The 16335-nt window shown below is 70.6% G+C and carries 14 protein-coding genes; 13 read left to right on the top strand and 1 reads right to left on the bottom strand.

The window, feature by feature from the left end; all coding sequences use genetic code 11:
- Positions 1 to 47: 47 nt before the first annotated feature.
- From ftsW to ACIBJF_RS04095, 9 genes are all read left to right on the top strand, one after another.
- Positions 48 to 1406, top strand: a complete 1359-nt coding sequence (ftsW, locus tag ACIBJF_RS04135; RefSeq protein WP_399172110.1) for a putative lipid II flippase FtsW — start codon at positions 48 to 50, stop codon at positions 1404 to 1406.
- Between the two features lie 6 nt (positions 1407 to 1412).
- Positions 1413 to 2504, top strand: a complete 1092-nt coding sequence (gene murG, locus ACIBJF_RS04130; RefSeq protein ID WP_351800410.1) for an undecaprenyldiphospho-muramoylpentapeptide beta-N-acetylglucosaminyltransferase — start codon at positions 1413 to 1415, stop codon at positions 2502 to 2504.
- 132 nt (positions 2505 to 2636) lie between these two features.
- Entirely contained in the window at positions 2637 to 3431 is a 795-nt protein-coding gene (locus ACIBJF_RS04125) for a cell division protein FtsQ/DivIB (protein WP_399172109.1), read from the top strand.
- A 279-nt stretch (positions 3432 to 3710) separates the two neighbouring features.
- Positions 3711 to 4922, top strand: a complete 1212-nt coding sequence (gene ftsZ / locus ACIBJF_RS04120) for a cell division protein FtsZ (protein ID WP_399172108.1) — start codon at positions 3711 to 3713, stop codon at positions 4920 to 4922.
- A complete protein-coding gene (pgeF, locus tag ACIBJF_RS04115) occupies positions 4919 to 5647 on the top strand; it encodes a peptidoglycan editing factor PgeF (protein ID WP_399172107.1) in 729 nt (242 codons plus the stop codon). The genes ftsZ and pgeF overlap by 4 nt, the downstream gene beginning before the upstream one ends.
- Before the next feature lie 6 nt (positions 5648 to 5653).
- Positions 5654 to 6373, top strand: a complete 720-nt coding sequence (locus ACIBJF_RS04110) for a YggS family pyridoxal phosphate-dependent enzyme (protein ID WP_399172106.1) — start codon at positions 5654 to 5656, stop codon at positions 6371 to 6373.
- 128 nt (positions 6374 to 6501) lie between these two features.
- Positions 6502 to 7143, top strand: a complete 642-nt coding sequence (locus ACIBJF_RS04105) for a cell division protein SepF (protein WP_399172105.1) — start codon at positions 6502 to 6504, stop codon at positions 7141 to 7143.
- A gap of 61 nt (positions 7144 to 7204) precedes the next feature.
- The gene (locus tag ACIBJF_RS04100; RefSeq protein ID WP_055707297.1) at positions 7205 to 7492 is read left to right on the top strand and encodes a YggT family protein; all 288 of its coding nucleotides are present in this window, start codon (positions 7205 to 7207) and stop codon (positions 7490 to 7492) included.
- A gap of 55 nt (positions 7493 to 7547) precedes the next feature.
- On the top strand, positions 7548 to 8699 hold the full coding sequence (locus ACIBJF_RS04095; RefSeq protein WP_399172104.1) for a DivIVA domain-containing protein: 1152 nt from the start codon (positions 7548 to 7550) through the stop codon (positions 8697 to 8699).
- A 401-nt stretch (positions 8700 to 9100) separates the two neighbouring features.
- Here ACIBJF_RS04095 and ileS read toward each other — a convergent pair whose 3' ends face one another.
- Complete coding sequence (gene ileS, locus ACIBJF_RS04090; RefSeq protein WP_399172103.1) at positions 9101 to 12244, bottom strand: isoleucine--tRNA ligase; 3144 nt, start codon at positions 12242 to 12244, stop codon at positions 9101 to 9103.
- 607 nt (positions 12245 to 12851) lie between these two features.
- On the opposite strand from ileS, the gene ACIBJF_RS04085 reads away from it, so the two are divergent.
- The 4 genes from ACIBJF_RS04085 to ACIBJF_RS04070 all read left to right on the top strand — a co-directional run bounded on the left by ACIBJF_RS04085 (position 12852) and on the right by ACIBJF_RS04070 (position 16219).
- On the top strand, positions 12852 to 14033 hold the full coding sequence (locus ACIBJF_RS04085; protein WP_399172102.1) for a TraR/DksA C4-type zinc finger protein: 1182 nt from the start codon (positions 12852 to 12854) through the stop codon (positions 14031 to 14033).
- A 59-nt stretch (positions 14034 to 14092) separates the two neighbouring features.
- The gene (lspA, locus tag ACIBJF_RS04080) at positions 14093 to 14737 is read left to right on the top strand and encodes a signal peptidase II (RefSeq protein ID WP_399172101.1); all 645 of its coding nucleotides are present in this window, start codon (positions 14093 to 14095) and stop codon (positions 14735 to 14737) included.
- A gap of 73 nt (positions 14738 to 14810) precedes the next feature.
- Entirely contained in the window at positions 14811 to 15755 is a 945-nt protein-coding gene (locus ACIBJF_RS04075; RefSeq protein WP_351800440.1) for an RluA family pseudouridine synthase, read from the top strand.
- Complete coding sequence (locus tag ACIBJF_RS04070) at positions 15752 to 16219, top strand: GNAT family N-acetyltransferase (protein ID WP_399172100.1); 468 nt, start codon at positions 15752 to 15754, stop codon at positions 16217 to 16219. The genes ACIBJF_RS04075 and ACIBJF_RS04070 overlap by 4 nt, the downstream gene beginning before the upstream one ends.
- The last annotated feature ends 116 nt before the right edge of the window (positions 16220 to 16335 follow it).

The following is a 16335-nucleotide window of genomic DNA, read 5'->3' as shown; positions in this document are numbered from 1 at the left end:
GAGGCGGATGTGGCTCGGGTTTGGTCGGCGGGTGCGAGGAGCTGGTGATGTCCGGTAGCCGTACAGGCCGTCCACCGGTGCAGCGTGCCGCCAGAAGGCCCGCGGCACTCCGTACGCCGCGCGAGAACCCCGTACAGCGGCTCTACGTCCGCGCGCGCAAGGCCTGGGACCGCCCGCTGACCGCCTACTACCTGATCTTCGGCGGCACCCTGCTGATCATGGTGCTGGGTCTGGTGATGGTCTACTCGGCCTCCCAGATCACCGCGCTGCAGCTCTCGCTGCCCGGGTCCTACTTCTTCCGCAAGCAGTTCCTGGCCGCGGTCATCGGTGGCGTACTGCTGTTCGTGGCCTCCCGCATGCCGGTGAAGCTGCACCGGGCGCTGGCGTACCCGATCCTCGCCGCCGCCGTCTTCCTGATGGTCCTGGTCCAGATCCCCGGGATAGGGATGGCGGTCAACGGCAACCAGAACTGGATCTCCCTCGGCGGCTCCTTCCAGATCCAGCCCAGCGAGTTCGGCAAGCTGGCCCTGGTGCTGTGGGGCGCGGACCTGATCGCCCGCAAGCAGGAGAAGAGGCTGCTGGCCCAGTGGAAGCACATGCTGGTGCCGCTGGTGCCGGTCACCTTCCTGCTGCTCGGGCTGATCATGCTCGGCGGCGACATGGGTACGACGATCATCCTGACCGCGATCCTGTTCGGGCTGCTGTGGCTCGCCGGAGCGCCGACCCGGCTGTTCTCCGGGGTGCTGAGCGTCGCCGGGGTGCTCGCCGCGCTCGCCATCTGGTCCAGCCCGCACCGGCTGAACCGGCTCAGCTGCATCGCCGCCACCGACCCCGGCCCGAACGACATGTGCTGGCAGGGCGCGCACGGCATCTACGCCCTCGCCTCCGGCGGACTCTTCGGTTCCGGTCTCGGTGCGAGTGTGGAAAAATGGGGCCAACTCCCTGAGGCCCACACCGACTTCATCTTCGCTGTCACCGGTGAGGAACTGGGCCTGGCGGGGACGCTGTCGGTGCTCGCCCTGTTCGCGGCTCTAGGCTATGCGGGTATCCGCGTGGCCGGACGCACGGAGGACCCCTTCGTGAGGTACGCCGCGGGAGGCGTGACCACCTGGATCACCGCCCAGGCAGTGATCAACATCGGTGCGGTGCTCGGCCTGCTGCCGATCGCCGGCGTCCCTCTCCCGCTGTTCTCCTACGGAGGGTCCGCCCTGCTGCCGACCATGTTCGCCATCGGGCTGCTGATCGCCTTCGCGCGCGACGAGCCCGCTGCGCGGGCAGCGCTTGCGATGCGGCAACCTCGCTTTGGTAGAAAGCGGGCTGGAGGCTCCGGTGCCGAGCGGGGGCCTCGGAGATGGAACACGATGCGACGGCGTGCCTCGGCGGCGCGTTCGTCCGGAGAGCGGTGAATTTCGGTGCATGTCGTACTCGCCGGTGGGGGGACCGCCGGCCACATCGAGCCCGCGCTCGCCCTCGCGGACGCCCTGCGCAGGCAGGACCCGACCGTGGGGATCACGGCCCTGGGCACGGAGCGAGGCCTGGAGACCCGGCTCGTCCCGGAGCGCGGCTACGAGCTGGCGCTGATCCCGGCGGTGCCGCTGCCCCGTAAGCCGACCCCCGAGCTGATCACCGTTCCGGGCCGGCTGCGCGGCACCATCAAGGCCGCCGAGCAGATCCTGGAGCGCACCAAGGCGGACGTCGTGGTCGGTTTCGGGGGCTATGTCGCCCTGCCCGGCTATCTGGCCGCCAAGCGCCTCGGTGTGCCCATCGTGATCCACGAGGCCAACGCCCGCCCGGGCCTGGCCAACAAGATCGGCTCGCGGTACGCGGCCCGGGTCGCCGTCTCCACGCCCGACAGCAAGCTGCGCGACGCCCGCTACATCGGCATCCCACTGCGCCGTTCCATCGCCACCCTGGACCGCGCGGCCGCCCGTCCCGAGGCGCGCCACCGCTTCGGCCTGGACCCGAACCTGCCCACGCTGCTCGTCTCCGGCGGCTCCCAGGGCGCCCGCCGCCTCAACGAGGTCGTCCAGCAGGTCGCGCCGTGGCTCCAGCAGGCCGGCATCCAGATCCTGCACGCGGTCGGCCCGAAGAACGAACTGCCGCAGGTACACCAGATGCCGGGAATGCCCCCCTATATCCCGGTAAGTTACCTGGATCGGATGGACCTCGCGTACGCCGCGGCCGACATGATGCTCTGCCGCGCGGGCGCGATGACCGTCGCCGAACTCTCCGCCGTCGGACTCCCGGCCGCCTACGTCCCGCTGCCCATCGGCAACGGCGAACAGCGACTCAACGCCCAGCCGGTGGTGAAGGCGGGCGGCGGACTCCTCGTCGACGACGCGGAACTCACGCCCGAGTGGGTGCAGCAGAACGTCCTGCCCGTGCTCGCCGACCCGCACCGGCTGTACGAGATGTCCCGCGCGGCAAGCGAGTTCGGCCGCCGGGACGCCGACGACCTGCTCGTCGGCATGGTGTACGAGGCGATCGCCTCGCGCCACCACTAGCATCGGCGAGTGAGCCGAAGGGGCGCGCAGCGCTGAGCACGAGAGGGCTCTCGGCACCGCCACGCGGCGGCGGCCGCACATGAGCACTGCGGCGCGCCCCGGAGGTGAGCCGAGCCAAGAAAGGGAGCGCGCGTGGCCGGACCCTCCACCGCCGAGCGCGGTGAACGCCGGCAGGAGTCGTACGGCCCGCCGCTCGTCCGCAGGCTCGCAAGAGCGCGCCTTCGTACGATCGTCATTCTGGCCGCGTTCGCCGTGCTCCTCGGCGCCGGTGGCACCTGGGTGTTGTACGGCTCGAACTGGCTGCGCGTCCGGCACGTCTCGGTGTCCGGCACGCGCGTGCTGACCCCCGCCGAGGTGCGGGACGCGGCGGCCGTACCGGTCGGGGCGCCGATGATTTCCGTCGACGGCAATGGCATCGAAGCCCGACTTCGTCGGAAATTGCCCAGAATTGACACCGTTGATGTGGTCCGTTCCTGGCCCCATGGAATCGGGCTGAAAGTGACCGAGCGCACTCCGGTTCTACTTGTCCGAAAAAACGGGGATTTCGTCGAAGTCGATGACGAAGGTGTCCGATTCGCTACGGTTTCTGGGGCGCCGAAAGGCGTTCCGATGCTGGAATTGTCCGCTTCCCGCACGGGTTCCGGCGCCGCGAGCTTCCGCCGCTTCGGAACCGGCCGTCTGGTGCGCGAGGCGGTCCGGGTCGCCGGGGATCTGCCGGCCGCCGTCGCGACGGACACCCGGACCGTCCAAGTCCGTTCCTACGACGACATCTCGCTGGAGTTGGCCGACGGCCGCACGGTGGAGTGGGGCAGCGGCGAGAACGGCCGCGCCAAGGCACGGACCCTCGCAGCTCTCATGAAAGCAGCTGCCGACGCGCGGCACTTCGACGTCAGCGTTCCCACCGCCCCTGCGTCATCGGGCAGTTGACGCGCATCGGCGCAGGCCAGCACCCTGGTTGGGCACTGCTACGGCTGATCACATAGGGTGAAAAGAAAAACGGGAGGTTCGGCGTGTTCGTTGAACGGGCGCCACTTGTCGACTTAGTGTCCTGTTCAGAAGACTCTAGGGAACAGACACACTGGTAACCCTAAACTTCAGGGTTAGGGTTCGGGTCGGCGCTACGGACCGTCCCATTCGGCATCCGTCGTCCCGGCGCGGGGCACCGCCCGGCGGCGACAACGTAATTCGAGGCGAGAGGCCTTCGACGTGGCAGCACCGCAGAACTACCTCGCAGTCATCAAGGTCATCGGTGTCGGCGGCGGTGGTGTCAATGCCATCAACCGGATGATCGAGGTCGGTCTCAAGGGCGTCGAGTTCATCGCCATCAACACCGACGCTCAGGCGCTGTTGATGAGCGACGCCGACGTCAAGCTCGACGTGGGCCGCGAACTCACCCGCGGACTCGGCGCCGGAGCCAACCCGGCCGTCGGCCGCAAGGCCGCCGAGGACCACCGCGAGGAGATCGAGGAGGTCCTCAAGGGGGCCGACATGGTCTTCGTGACGGCCGGTGAAGGCGGCGGCACCGGCACCGGCGGCGCGCCCGTCGTGGCCAACATCGCGCGCTCGCTGGGCGCCCTCACCATCGGCGTGGTCACGCGCCCGTTCACCTTCGAGGGACGGCGCCGCGCGAACCAGGCCGAGGACGGCATCGCCGAGCTGCGCGAAGAGGTCGACACCCTCATCGTCATCCCCAACGACCGGCTGCTGTCCATCTCGGACCGCCAGGTCTCGGTCCTGGACGCCTTCAAGTCCGCCGACCAGGTCCTGCTCTCCGGTGTCCAGGGCATCACCGACCTCATCACCACCCCCGGCCTCATCAACCTCGACTTCGCCGATGTGAAGTCCGTCATGTCCGAGGCCGGTTCGGCCCTCATGGGCATCGGCTCGGCCCGCGGCGACGACCGCGCGGTGGCCGCGGCCGAGATGGCGATCTCCTCGCCGCTGCTGGAGGCGTCCATCGACGGCGCCCGCGGCGTGCTGCTCTCCATCTCCGGCGGCTCCGACCTCGGCCTGTTCGAGATCAACGAGGCGGCCCAGCTGGTCAGCGAGGCCGCCCACCCCGAGGCCAACATCATCTTCGGCGCGGTCATCGACGACGCCCTCGGCGACGAGGTCCGGGTCACCGTGATCGCGGCCGGCTTCGACGGGGGCCAGCCCCCGGCCCGCCGGGACAACGTCCTCGGCTCGGCCTCGACTTCGGCCGGCCCCCGCCGCGAGGAGCCCTCGGCGGCCCGGACGAGCGAGCCCAGCCGTCCGTCCTTCGGCTCGCTGGGCAGCGTCAAGCCCAAGGAGGAGCCGGCGCCGGCGCCCGAGCCGGTGGCCGACATCCCGGCCGCCCCGCCGGTCACCCCGGCGCCGCGGACCTCCTACGCGGACAGCGCGGCCGAGGAGCTGGACGTCCCGGACTTCCTGAAGTGATAGGACGGCGCGAGAGCGTGAGCGGCGCCCACTTCGCCTTCACCGACCGGTGGGGCGGGGTGAGCGCCGCTCCGTATGAGGAGCTCAACCTCGGCGGCGCGGTGGGCGACGACCCGGAGGCCGTACGGGCCAACCGGGACATCGCGGCCAAGTCGCTCGGCATCGACCCGGACCGGGTCGTCTGGATGAACCAGGTGCACGGCGCCGACGTGGCCGCGGTGGACCAGCCCTGGGGAGAGCGGCCGGTGCCCGAGGTCGACGCGATCGTCACCGCCCGCCGCGGACTCGCCCTCGCCGTGCTCACCGCCGACTGCGTGCCGGTGCTGCTGGCCGATCCCGTCGCCGGGGTCGTCGCGGCGGCGCACGCGGGCCGGCCCGGCATGGTCAAGGGGGTCGTCCCGGCCGCCGTACGGGCCATGGCGGAACTCGGCGCCGAGCCGGGCCGGATCGTCGCCCGCACCGGACCGGCCGTGTGCGGGCGGTGCTACGAGGTGCCGGAGGCGATGCGCGCCGAGGTGGCGGCCGTCGAGCCGGCGGCGCACGCTGAAACGAGCTGGGGTACGCCGGCGGTCGACGTGAGCGCCGGGGTGCACGCGCAGCTGGACCGGCTCGGGGTGTGCGACCGGGCGCAGTCGCCGGAGTGCACGCTGGAGTCGGGCGACCACTTCTCGTATCGCCGTGACCGCACCACCGGGCGGCTCGCGGGCTATGTCTGGCTGGACTGATAGGGCATGACGGACCGTAAGACCCAACTCGCCGCGAATCTGGCGAAAGTGGAGGAGCGTATCACCGCCGCGTGTGTGGCGGCCGGGCGCAAGCGGGAGGAGGTGACCCTGATCGTGGTCACCAAGACCTACCCGGCGAGCGATGTGCGGATCCTGTCGGAACTCGGTGTGCGGCATGTCGCCGAGAACCGTGACCAGGACGCGGCGCCGAAGGCCGCCGCGTGTACGGATCTGCCGCTTAAATGGCATTTCGTCGGTCAGTTGCAGACCAACAAGGTGCGTTCCGTGGTCGGTTATGCCGATGTCGTGCAGTCCGTGGATCGTTCCAAGCTCGTCACAGCTCTGTCGAAGGAGGCCGTGCGGGCGGGACGCGAGGTGGGGTGTCTCATCCAGGTCGCGCTCGACGCGGGGGAGAGTGGCCGGGGCGAGCGCGGAGGCGTCGCCCCGTACGGAATCGAAGAGTTGGCCGATCTCATCGGCGAGGCGCCGGGGCTGCGGCTCGACGGGCTGATGACCGTCGCCCCGCTCACCGGCGAGTACGCGGGACGCGAACAGGCGGCGTTTGAACGCCTCATGGATTTGTCGACCGACCTGCGCAGAGCCCATCCGGCTGCAACCATGGTGTCGGCAGGGATGAGTGCGGACCTCGAACAGGCCGTGGCCGCCGGGGCGACACATGTGCGCGTTGGCACTGCGGTACTCGGAGTCCGCCCCAGGCTCGGGTAACGTCGCCAAGAAGTCGGACCACAGCAGAAAATATGGTCAGTGCCTGCCCAGGCGGGCGCAACGACCTCGTGGATCGCGGGCACTTGGCAGTCGTCAGCCGATCCACCACAGAGCGGAGGACTCAGAGCATGGCCGGCGCGATGCGCAAGATGGCGGTCTACCTCGGCCTCGTGGAGGACGATGGGTACGACGGCCGCGGATTCGACCCCGACGACGACTTCGAACCCGAGTTGGACCCGGAACCCGAACGGGATCATCGACGGCATGAATTGTCACATCAATCGCACAGTGCACATCAGTCCCAAAGGGACGAAGAGGTGCGAATCGTGCAACCGCCCGCGCCGCGCGAGCCGGTGGTCCGATCGACTTCGCTCGCCGCGGAATCCGGACGTCCGGCGCGGATCGCGCCCGTGGCGTCCATCACACAAGAACGTCAGTCCCTCGAGAAGAACGCGCCGGTGATCATGCCCAAGGTTGTGTCCGAGCGAGAGCCTTACCGGATCACCACGCTTCACCCGCGGACGTACAACGAGGCCCGTACCATCGGGGAACACTTCCGTGAGGGCACCCCGGTGATCATGAATCTGACTGAGATGGATGACACAGACGCGAAGCGACTTGTCGACTTTGCGGCGGGTTTGGTGTTTGGTCTTCACGGCAGCATCGAGCGGGTGACGCAGAAGGTGTTCCTGTTGTCGCCTGCTAACGTCGATGTCACGGCGGAGGACAAGGCCCGCATCGCAGAGGGCGGGTTCTTCAACCAGAGCTGAGACGCAACAACCGGATCGAGGCTCGGAAGAGCATGGAACAGGGGAGAGGGAAGCGCAGGCCATGAGCGTGTTCGTCACGGTGGTCCACACCGCGCTGCTGGTGTTCCTCGCCGTGCTCATCTTCCGGCTGGTCATGGATTACGTGTTCCAGTTCGCCCGCTCGTGGCAACCCGGCAAGGCGATGGTGGTCGTACTGGAGGCCACCTACACTGTCACCGATCCACCGCTGAAGCTTCTGCGGCGGTTCATCCCGCCGCTGCGTCTCGGGGGCGTGGCGCTAGACCTGTCCTTCTTCGTACTGATGATCATCGTCTACATCCTCCTCTCCATCACGGGGAGCTTCATGTGATGAGGGTGGACGATACGGTCTTGCCGACTGCCGATGACTACGTTGAGGTGAAGAGATGCCGTTGACCCCCGAGGACGTGCGGAACAAGCAGTTCACGACCGTCCGCCTCCGAGAAGGCTATGACGAGGACGAGGTCGATGCCTTCCTCGACGAGGTCGAAGCCGAACTGACCCGTCTGCTCCGCGAGAACGAGGACCTGCGCGCCAAGCTGGCCGCCGCCACCCGTGCGGCCGCGCAGAACCAGCAGAACATGCGCAAGGGCCCGCCGGACCAGGACCAGCAGTCGCACCCGCAGCAGCACCCGCAGCACCCGCAGCACCCGCAGCAGCAGGGCATGCGAGGTCCCGGCGCGCCGGTGCCCGCCGGCATATCGGGCCCGCCGCAGCAGCAGATGGGCGGCCCCATGGGTGGCCCGCCCCAGCTGCCGAGCGGCGCCCCGCAGCTGCCCGCCGGTCCCGGCGGTCAGGGCGGCCCGCAGGGTCCCGGCCCGATGGGCCAGGGTCCGATGGGTCAGGGCCCGATGGGCGGCCAGCCGCCCATGCAGCAGATGGGTGGCCCGATGGGCGGCCCCATGGGCGGTCCGATGGGCGGCCCCGGTCAGGGCCCCGGTGGCGACAGCGCCGCCCGTGTCCTCTCGCTGGCCCAGCAGACCGCCGACCAGGCGATCGCCGAGGCCCGCTCCGAGGCCAACAAGATCGTCGGCGAGGCCCGCAGCCGCGCCGAGGGTCTGGAGCGTGACGCCCGTGCCAAGGCCGACGCCCTGGAGCGGGACGCGCAGGAGAAGCACCGCGTCGCGATGGGCTCCCTGGAGTCCGCCCGCGCCACGCTGGAGCGCAAGGTCGAGGACCTGCGCGGCTTCGAGCGCGAGTACCGCACGCGCCTGAAGTCGTACCTCGAGTCCCAGCTGCGCCAGCTGGAGACCCAGGCCGACGACTCCCTGGCCCCGCCGCGCATCCCGGCCGCCGCGTCGCTGCCGCCGTCCCCGGCGCCCTCCATGGCTCCGGCCGGCGCGAGCGCCCCGTCCTACGGCGGCAACCAGACGATGGGCGGCAACCCCGGTCCGTCCGCCCCGTCCTACGGCGGCCAGCAGCAGATGACCCCGGCCATGACCCAGCCCATGGCCCCGGTCCGCCCGCAGGGCCCGTCCCCGATGGGTCAGGCACCCTCGCCGATGCGCGGGTTCCTGATCGATGAGGACGACAACTGAGCACCGGGCACTAGTACGACAACGGCGTCGGCAGCGCTCAATAGGGCGGGCCCCTTGGACTTCGGTCCCGGGGCCCGCCCTATTTACGCGGGTTGACGGAGGTGTCAGCGGCACGCCGGGACGCTGCACCGCCGGCAGGTGTGGGCGGGCGAGGTCCGGACGCAGCTTGCGACGGCAGGGCTGCCGGTGCAGGCGGAGCGCATGGACGTGGCGCTGCGGAGGGGCTCGATGCGGGCTGCGCAACGGCAGGACGCCCTACGCCCCCACAGGGGCCGCTGCCGCAACTGCTGGGCATCGATGCCCTGCGCTGCACGGGCGAGGGCGGTGGCCTCCACCTGGACCCATGAGGAAGGGCCCGGCCTCCGCACGGGAGACCGGGCCCTTCTCGGACCGCTCGGCGCTTACGCCTTCCGCAGCCGGAACGTGAGGGACAGCCCCTCGTCGGTGAACGGCTCCCCGAAGCCGGCGTCGCCCTCACCCTGCTGGAAGTCCGTCGACAGAACCTCCTCGGCGATCAGCTCTCTGTGCTCGGCCAGCGCGGCGACCACCGCGGGGTCGGTCGACACCCAGCGCAGGGCGATCCGGTCGGCCACATCCAGACCGCTGTTCTTGCGGGCCTCCTGGATCAGCCGGATCGCGTCACGGGCCAGGCCCGCCTGCCGCAGCTCCTCGGTGATCTCCAGGTCCAAGGCGACCGTGGCACCGGCGTCGGACGCCACCGACCAGCCCTCGCGCGGGGTCTCCGTGATGATCACCTCGTCGGGAGCGAGGGTCACCGTCTCACCGTCGACCTCCACCGAGGCCGTGCCCTCGCGCAGGGCGAGGGAGAGCGCGGCGGCGTCGGCCGCGGCGACGGCCTTCGCCACGTCCTGCACCCGCTTGCCGAACCGCTTGCCCAGGGCGCGGAAGTTGGCCTTGGCGGTGGTGTCCACCAGCGAGCCGCCGACCTCGGACAGCGACGCCAGCGAGGAGACGTTCAGCTCCTCGGTGATCTGCGTGTGCAGCTCGGGGTCCAGGGACTCGAAACCGGCCGCCGCGACCAGCGCACGCGACAGCGGCTGACGCGTCTTGACGCCCGACTCCGCGCGCGTGGCGCGGCCCAGCTCGACCAGCCGGCGGACCAGGACCATCTGCTTCGACAGCTCCGGGTCGATCGCCGCCAGGTCCGCCTCCGGCCAGGAGGCCAGGTGCACGGACTCCGGCGTGCCCGGGGTCACCGGCACGATCAGGTCCTGCCACACCCGCTCGGTGATGAACGGGGTGATCGGCGCCATCAGCTTGGTGACGGTCTCCAGCACCTCGTGCAGCGTGCGCAGCGCGGCCTTGTCGCCCTGCCAGAAGCGGCGGCGCGAACGGCGGACGTACCAGTTGGACAGGTCGTCCACGAACGCGGACAGCAGCTTGCCGGCGCGCTGGGTGTCGTACGCCTCCAGCGCCTGGGTCACCTGGTCGATGAGCGCGTGCAGCTCGGACAGCAGCCAGCGGTCCAGCAGCGGGCGCTCGGCCGGCGCCGGGTCGGCCGTGCTGGGCGCCCACTCGGAGGTGCGGGCGTACAGCGCCTGGAAGGCGACCGTGTTCCAGTACGTCAGCAGGGTCTTGCGGACGACCTCCTGGATGGTGCCGTGGCCGACGCGGCGGGCCGCCCACGGAGAGCCGCCGGCCGCCATGAACCAGCGCACCGCGTCCGCGCCGTGCTGGTCCATGAGCGGGATCGGCTGCAGGATGTTGCCCAGGTGCTTGGACATCTTGCGGCCGTCCTCGGCGAGGATGTGGCCGAGGCACACGACGTTCTCGTACGACGACTTGTCGAAGACCAGCGTGCCGACGGCCATCAGCGTGTAGAACCAGCCGCGGGTCTGGTCGATCGCCTCGGAGATGAACTGCGCCGGGTAGCGGCTCTCGAACAGCTCCTTGTTCTTGTACGGGTAGCCCCACTGCGCGAACGGCATCGAACCCGAGTCGTACCAGGCGTCGATGACCTCCGGCACGCGCGTGGCCGTCTTGCCGCAGCCGTCGTGACGGCAGGCGAAGGTGACCTCGTCGATGTACGGGCGGTGCGGGTCCAGGTTCGACTGGTCGGTGCCGGTCAGCTCGGTCAGCTCCGCGCGGGAGCCGACGACCGTGAGGTGGTCGTCCTCGCAGCGCCAGATCGGCAGCGGGGTGCCCCAGTAGCGGTTGCGGGACAGCGCCCAGTCGATGTTGTTGTTCAGCCAGTCGCCGTACCGGCCGTGCTTGACCGTGTCCGGGAACCAGTTGGTCTTCTCGTTCTCCTGGATGAGGCGGTCCTTGATCGCCGTCGTGCGGATGTACCAGGAGGGCTGCGCGTAGTAGAGCAGCGCGGTGTGGCAGCGCCAGCAGTGCGGGTAGCTGTGCTCGTACGCGACGTGCTTGAAGAGCAGGCCGCGCTGCTTCAGGTCCTCGGTGAGCTTTTCGTCCGCCTTCTTGAAGAAGACGCCGCCGACCAGCGGGACATCCTCCTCGAAGGTGCCGTCCGGGCGGACCGGGTTCACGACGGGCAGGCCGTAGGAACGGCAGACCTTGAGGTCGTCCTCACCGAAGGCGGGGGACTGGTGGACCAGACCCGTGCCGTCCTCGGTGGTCACGTAGTCGGCGTTCACCACGTAGTGGGCCGGCTCCGGGAACTCCACGAGCTCGAACGGACGTTGGTAGTTCCAGCGCTCCATCTCGGCGCCGGTGAAGGTCTGGCCCGTGCTCTCCCAGCCCTCGCCGAGCGCCTTGGCGAGCAGCGGCTCGGCGACGACGAGCTTCTCCTCGCCGTTGGTGGCGACGACGTAGGTGACCTCGGGGTGCGCGGCGACCGCCGTGTTGGACACCAGGGTCCAGGGGGTCGTCGTCCACACCAGGAGCGCGGCCTCGCCGGCGAGCGGACCGGAGGTGAGCGGGAAACGGACGTACACGGACGGGTCGACGACCGTCTCGTAGCCCTGCGCCAGTTCGTGGTCGGACAGGCCGGTGCCGCAGCGCGGGCACCAGGGGGCGACGCGGTGGTCCTGGACCAGCAGGCCCTTGCCGAAGATCTCCTTCAGCGACCACCAGACCGACTCCACGTACTCGGGGTCCATGGTCCGGTAGGCGTCGTCCAGGTCGACCCAGTAGCCCATGCGGGTCGTCAGCTCGGCGAAGGCGTCGGTGTGCCGGGTCACCGACTCACGGCACTTGGCGTTGAACTCGGCGATGCCGTACGCCTCGATGTCCTGCTTGCCGGAGAAGCCGAGCTCCTTCTCGACGGCCAGTTCCACCGGCAGGCCGTGGCAGTCCCAGCCGGCCTTGCGGGCCACGTGGTAGCCGCGCATGGTGCGGAAGCGCGGGAAGACGTCCTTGAAGACGCGCGCCTCGATGTGGTGGGCGCCGGGCATGCCGTTCGCGGTGGGCGGGCCTTCGTAGAACACCCACTCCGGGCGGCCCCCGGACTGCTCCAGGCTCTTGGCGAAGATCTTCTGCTCGCGCCAGAAGTCGAGCACGGCGTGCTCAAGAGCGGGCAGGTCGACCTGTGCGGGCACCTGGCGGTACGTCGGCGCTGTCATCTGCGAGCATCCTCCAACGGACTTGCTGCCTTCCGTCGGAGGGACGAGAGCCTTCGATCCTGCCTACGCCGTGTGCGGCGCGCTCCCGCGGTACCACCCTCCTTGGCCCTCCGTCGCGCCGTACGCGGCGGTGAGCCCCCTCATTGGGGTCGCGAAGCCGGTTCTACTCGCCCTGGCCGGATGGCTGAGGCTTTCTTCCGGCGGCTCCGGGGTGATCTTCACGTCGCGCTCGCCCCCGGGCTCACACCGTCCCCGGGTCGCTCTGGGCTGCGTACGCCGCTACTCGTCCCCATCCACGCTTTTCGCTCCGCCCAGTGTACGGCGCCGCGCGGACAGCGGCCGACCGGTTTTCCGCGCGGTGCGGCCGGCGGTCGCGCGACGGTCCGGGATGACCCGAATGGCCAGGGGTGCGGGTGTTCGGTTCCGGGCAGGCGGGGCCCGGCGGATTACCCGGCGGGGAGCTGGGCACAACGGATGCAGGCCCGCTGCTCGGGGGAGTGCGGGCGGGCGAATCGGGCGGTGTGCCCCGTTGCCGCGGGACTCAAGTCGATTTATCGTCCCAGCACGATTCGCGAGCAACATCACAATATGTGAAGGGGTCGCGGCCATGGTGGCGAAAAGGACCGCCGTACAGCAGCCGGCGACCGGCAGACACGGGGGCGCGGCCGCCTCCGGCGCTGCGGCTGTCTCCGGCGGCGAGACCAAGGGAGTGGACGGCACGAAGAGGCCGACCGCCGGGAGGGACGCGCAGCCGGCCGCGAGGAAGACGGCGATGAGGGCGACGGCCGTGAAGGAGCCGGCCGCCGGGAGGACGGCCGCGCGCAAGACCGCCGCGAAGGCACCGGCCGCCGCGGAGAAGGCTCCCGGGAAGCCCGTGGGCAAGGCGATGACGGCCGGGGAGGAGACCGTCGTCAAGAAGACGGCCACCGGCAAGACGGCCGCTCGGAAGACGGCCACCGGGAGGACGGCCGCTCGGAAGACGGCGGCCGAGAAGCCCACGGCCAAGGAGACGGCCGCCAAGAAGGCGGCTGGTTCTGCCAGGAAGGCGGCCGGTAAGCAGACCGGCGCCGGGGAGGGACCGGCCGGGAAGGCCGTTGCCAAGAAGACCGCCGCCAAGAAGGCGTCGGCCGAGAAGACCGGCGGAAAGAAGCCGGCGGCGAAGGGAGCGGTGGCGCAGACGGCCGTCAAGAAGGCGGCCAGAAAGGCCGGCGGCAGGAAGGCGGGGGCGGAGGGTGCCTCCACGCAGGCGGCCGACACGAGCAGGGCCAAGAAGGCGGGCGCGGCGCGGGCCGCGAAGCAGACGGGAGCCACGACAGTGGTTGCGAAGAAGACTCCTGGCACGGCCACGACGGAGACCGCCGTTCCCAAGGCGCGGGTCGCCGCGGCGGAGCCCGGCGAGCTGGCGGTCCGCCCCGGCGAGGACCCCTGGACTCCGGAAGAGGTCGCCGAGGCCCGTGCCGAACTGCTGTCGGAGGTGGAGCGGCTGCGCGCCGAGATCAGCTCCTCCGAGGTGTCCCTCGCAGGCCTGATGCGGGACTCCGGGGACGGTGCGGGGGACGACCAGGCCGACACCGGCACCAAGAACATCACGCGCGAGCACGAGCTGGCGCTCGCCGCCAACGCGCGCGAGATGCTGATCCAGAACGAGCACGCCCTGGAGCGGCTGGACGCGGGCACCTACGGCCTGTGCGAGAACTGCGGCGACCCCATCGGCAAGGCCCGGATGCAGGCCTTCCCCAGGGCCACGCTGTGCGTCGAGTGCAAGCAGAAGCAGGAACGCCGCTCCTGAGTGTGCGGGGCAGTGCCGTAGTCTCGTCCTCAGTCAGGCACCTAGGTTGAGGGACTCACGTGGCAAAGGCGGAGCGCATCATCGGTACGCCGGACACCCCGGACGACGGCGGCGAGCACACGGCTGCGGCCGGAGCGCCCGCCGGCTCCGGCGCGTCCACCCCGGCCGCCGCGTCCGGCGCGGGCGAGCAGCAGGCCCCGGCCGAGGCCCGGGGGAGCCGTGGGCGCCGGATCGCCCTGCTGTTCGCGGTGGCCGCGTTCGCGTACGCCCTCGACCTGATCAGCAAGCTGCTCGTGGTCGCCAAGCTGGAGGGCCACGAGCCGATCAGGCTCGTCGGGGACTGGCTGGAGCTGAACGCCACCCGCAACCCGGGTGCGGCCTTCGGCTTCGGCGCGGCCTTCACGATCATCTTCACCCTGATCGCCGCGGCCGTGATCGTGGTGATCATGCGCCTGGCCCGCAAGCTCTACAGCTACCCCTGGGCCATCGCGCTCGGCCTGCTGCTCGGCGGCGCCCTCGGCAACCTCACCGACCGGATCTTCCGCTCGCCCGGCGTCTTCGAGGGCAAGGTCGTGGACTTCATCGCGCCCAAGGGCTTCGCGGTGTTCAACCTGGCCGACTCGGCCATCGTGTGCGGCGGCATCCTGATCGTCCTGCTGTCCTTCCGGGGCCTGGACCCGGACGGCACGGTCCACAAGGACTGAGGCCAGGGCCGTCCACGGGCGGTTTTCCACAGGCTCGTGCGGGCCGGTTCCACCCGTCCGGCATACTCGACGGGTGAGCACGATTCCCGAGATCCGCACCCTGCCCGTGCCCGACGGCCTGGAGGGCGAGCGCGTCGACGCCGCCATCTCCCGCATGTTCGGCTTCTCCCGCACCAAGGCGGCGGAGCTGGCCGCGGCCGGCAAGGTCCAGGTCGACGGCACGGTGGTCGGCAAGTCCGAGCGGGTGCGCGGCGGCGCCTGGCTCGAGGTCGAGATGCCGCAGGCGCCCGCGCCGGTGCAGGTGGTCGCCGAGCCGGTCGAGGGCATGGAGATCGTGCACGACGACGAGGACGTGGTCGTGATCGTCAAGCCGGTCGGCGTGGCCGCGCATCCGTCGCCGGGCTGGAGCGGCCCCACCGTGATCGGCGGCCTCGCCGCCGCCGGGTACCGGATCTCCACCTCCGGCGCCGCCGAGCGCCAGGGCATCGTGCACCGCCTGGACGTCGGCACCTCGGGCCTGATGGTGGTCGCCAAGTCGGAGCGGGCGTACACCTCGCTCAAGCGCCAGTTCAAGGAGCGCACGGTCGACAAGCGGTACCACACCCTGGTCCAGGGCCACCCGGACCCGACGAGCGGCACGATCGACGCGCCCATCGGCCGCCACCCGAACCACGACTACAAGTGGGCGGTCACGGCCGACGGCAAGCCCTCGGTGACGCACTACGACCTCATCGAGGCGTTCCGCGCCGCCTCCCTGCTGGACGTGAAGCTGGAGACCGGCCGCACCCACCAGATCCGCGTCCACATGTCCGCCCACCGCCACCCCTGCGTCGGCGACCTCACCTACGGCGCCGACCCCACCCTCGCCAAGCGGCTGCGCCTGACCCGCCAGTGGCTGCACGCGGTGCGCCTCGGCTTCGAGCACCCCGGGGACGGCCAGTGGGCGGAGTTCGAGAGCGCCTATCCCGAGGACCTGCAGAAGGCTCTCGACCAGGTCCGTGAGGAAACGTACGCGTGAGCGCGCCGTACACCGTCCGGGTCGCCGATGACCCCGCCGACCGCGAGGCCTGCTTCGCGGTCCGCAAGGAGGTCTTCGTCCGCGAGCAGGGCGTCGACGAGGACATCGAGTACGACGCCTACGACGCGATCGCCGTGCACGTCCTGGCGGTCCGCGAGGACGGTGTGCCCCTCGGCACCGGACGGCTGCTGCACGGTGAGGCCGCTGCGGCGAAGACCGGTGCGGACACCTCGGTGGGCTCCCTGGGGCGGCTCGCCGTCGCCCGCGAGGCCCGTGGGCTGGGTGTCGGCGTGGCTCTGGTGCGGGCCATCGAGGAGGCGGCACGCGCGCGTGGCCTCACCGCGGTGGACCTGCACGCACAGACCCACGCACTGGGCTTCTACGAGCGGCTCGGCTACGTGGCGTACGGCCCGGAGTTCCCGGACGCCGGCATACCGCACCGGGCGATGCGCCGCGCCCTGTAGGCCTGTGCGGCGGGCCCTGCAGGTCCTGCGCCGCGCTCCTGCGCCGGGCCTCGCGGCGGCGGGCGTCGCCGCGGGTCGGATGGCAGGCTTGAGGCCTGCCGTGTGACCGTCGACCC

The sequence above is a fragment of the Streptomyces sp. NPDC050743 genome (genome assembly GCF_044456925.1).
Classification (GTDB): Bacteria; Actinomycetota; Actinomycetes; order Streptomycetales; family Streptomycetaceae; genus Streptomyces.
The sequence above is the reverse complement of the archived record's forward strand: the minus strand, read 5'-3'. Positions and strand labels throughout refer to the sequence as shown.

Excerpts from the sequence above, each read along its gene's own strand:
- ftsW (WP_399172110.1), top strand. The coding sequence starts at position 48 with ATGTCCGGTAGCCGTACAGGCCGTCCACCGGTGCAGCGTGCCGCCAGA.
- ACIBJF_RS04110 (WP_399172106.1), top strand. The coding sequence starts at position 5,654 with ATGACGGACCGTAAGACCCAACTCGCCGCGAATCTGGCGAAAGTGGAG.
- ACIBJF_RS04105 (WP_399172105.1), top strand. The coding sequence starts at position 6,502 with ATGGCCGGCGCGATGCGCAAGATGGCGGTCTACCTCGGCCTCGTGGAG.
- ACIBJF_RS04100 (WP_055707297.1), top strand. The coding sequence starts at position 7,205 with ATGAGCGTGTTCGTCACGGTGGTCCACACCGCGCTGCTGGTGTTCCTC.
- ACIBJF_RS04095 (WP_399172104.1), top strand. The coding sequence starts at position 7,548 with ATGCCGTTGACCCCCGAGGACGTGCGGAACAAGCAGTTCACGACCGTC.
- ileS (WP_399172103.1), bottom strand. The coding sequence starts at position 12,244 with ATGACAGCGCCGACGTACCGCCAGGTGCCCGCACAGGTCGACCTGCCC.
- ACIBJF_RS04085 (WP_399172102.1), top strand. The coding sequence starts at position 12,852 with ATGGTGGCGAAAAGGACCGCCGTACAGCAGCCGGCGACCGGCAGACAC.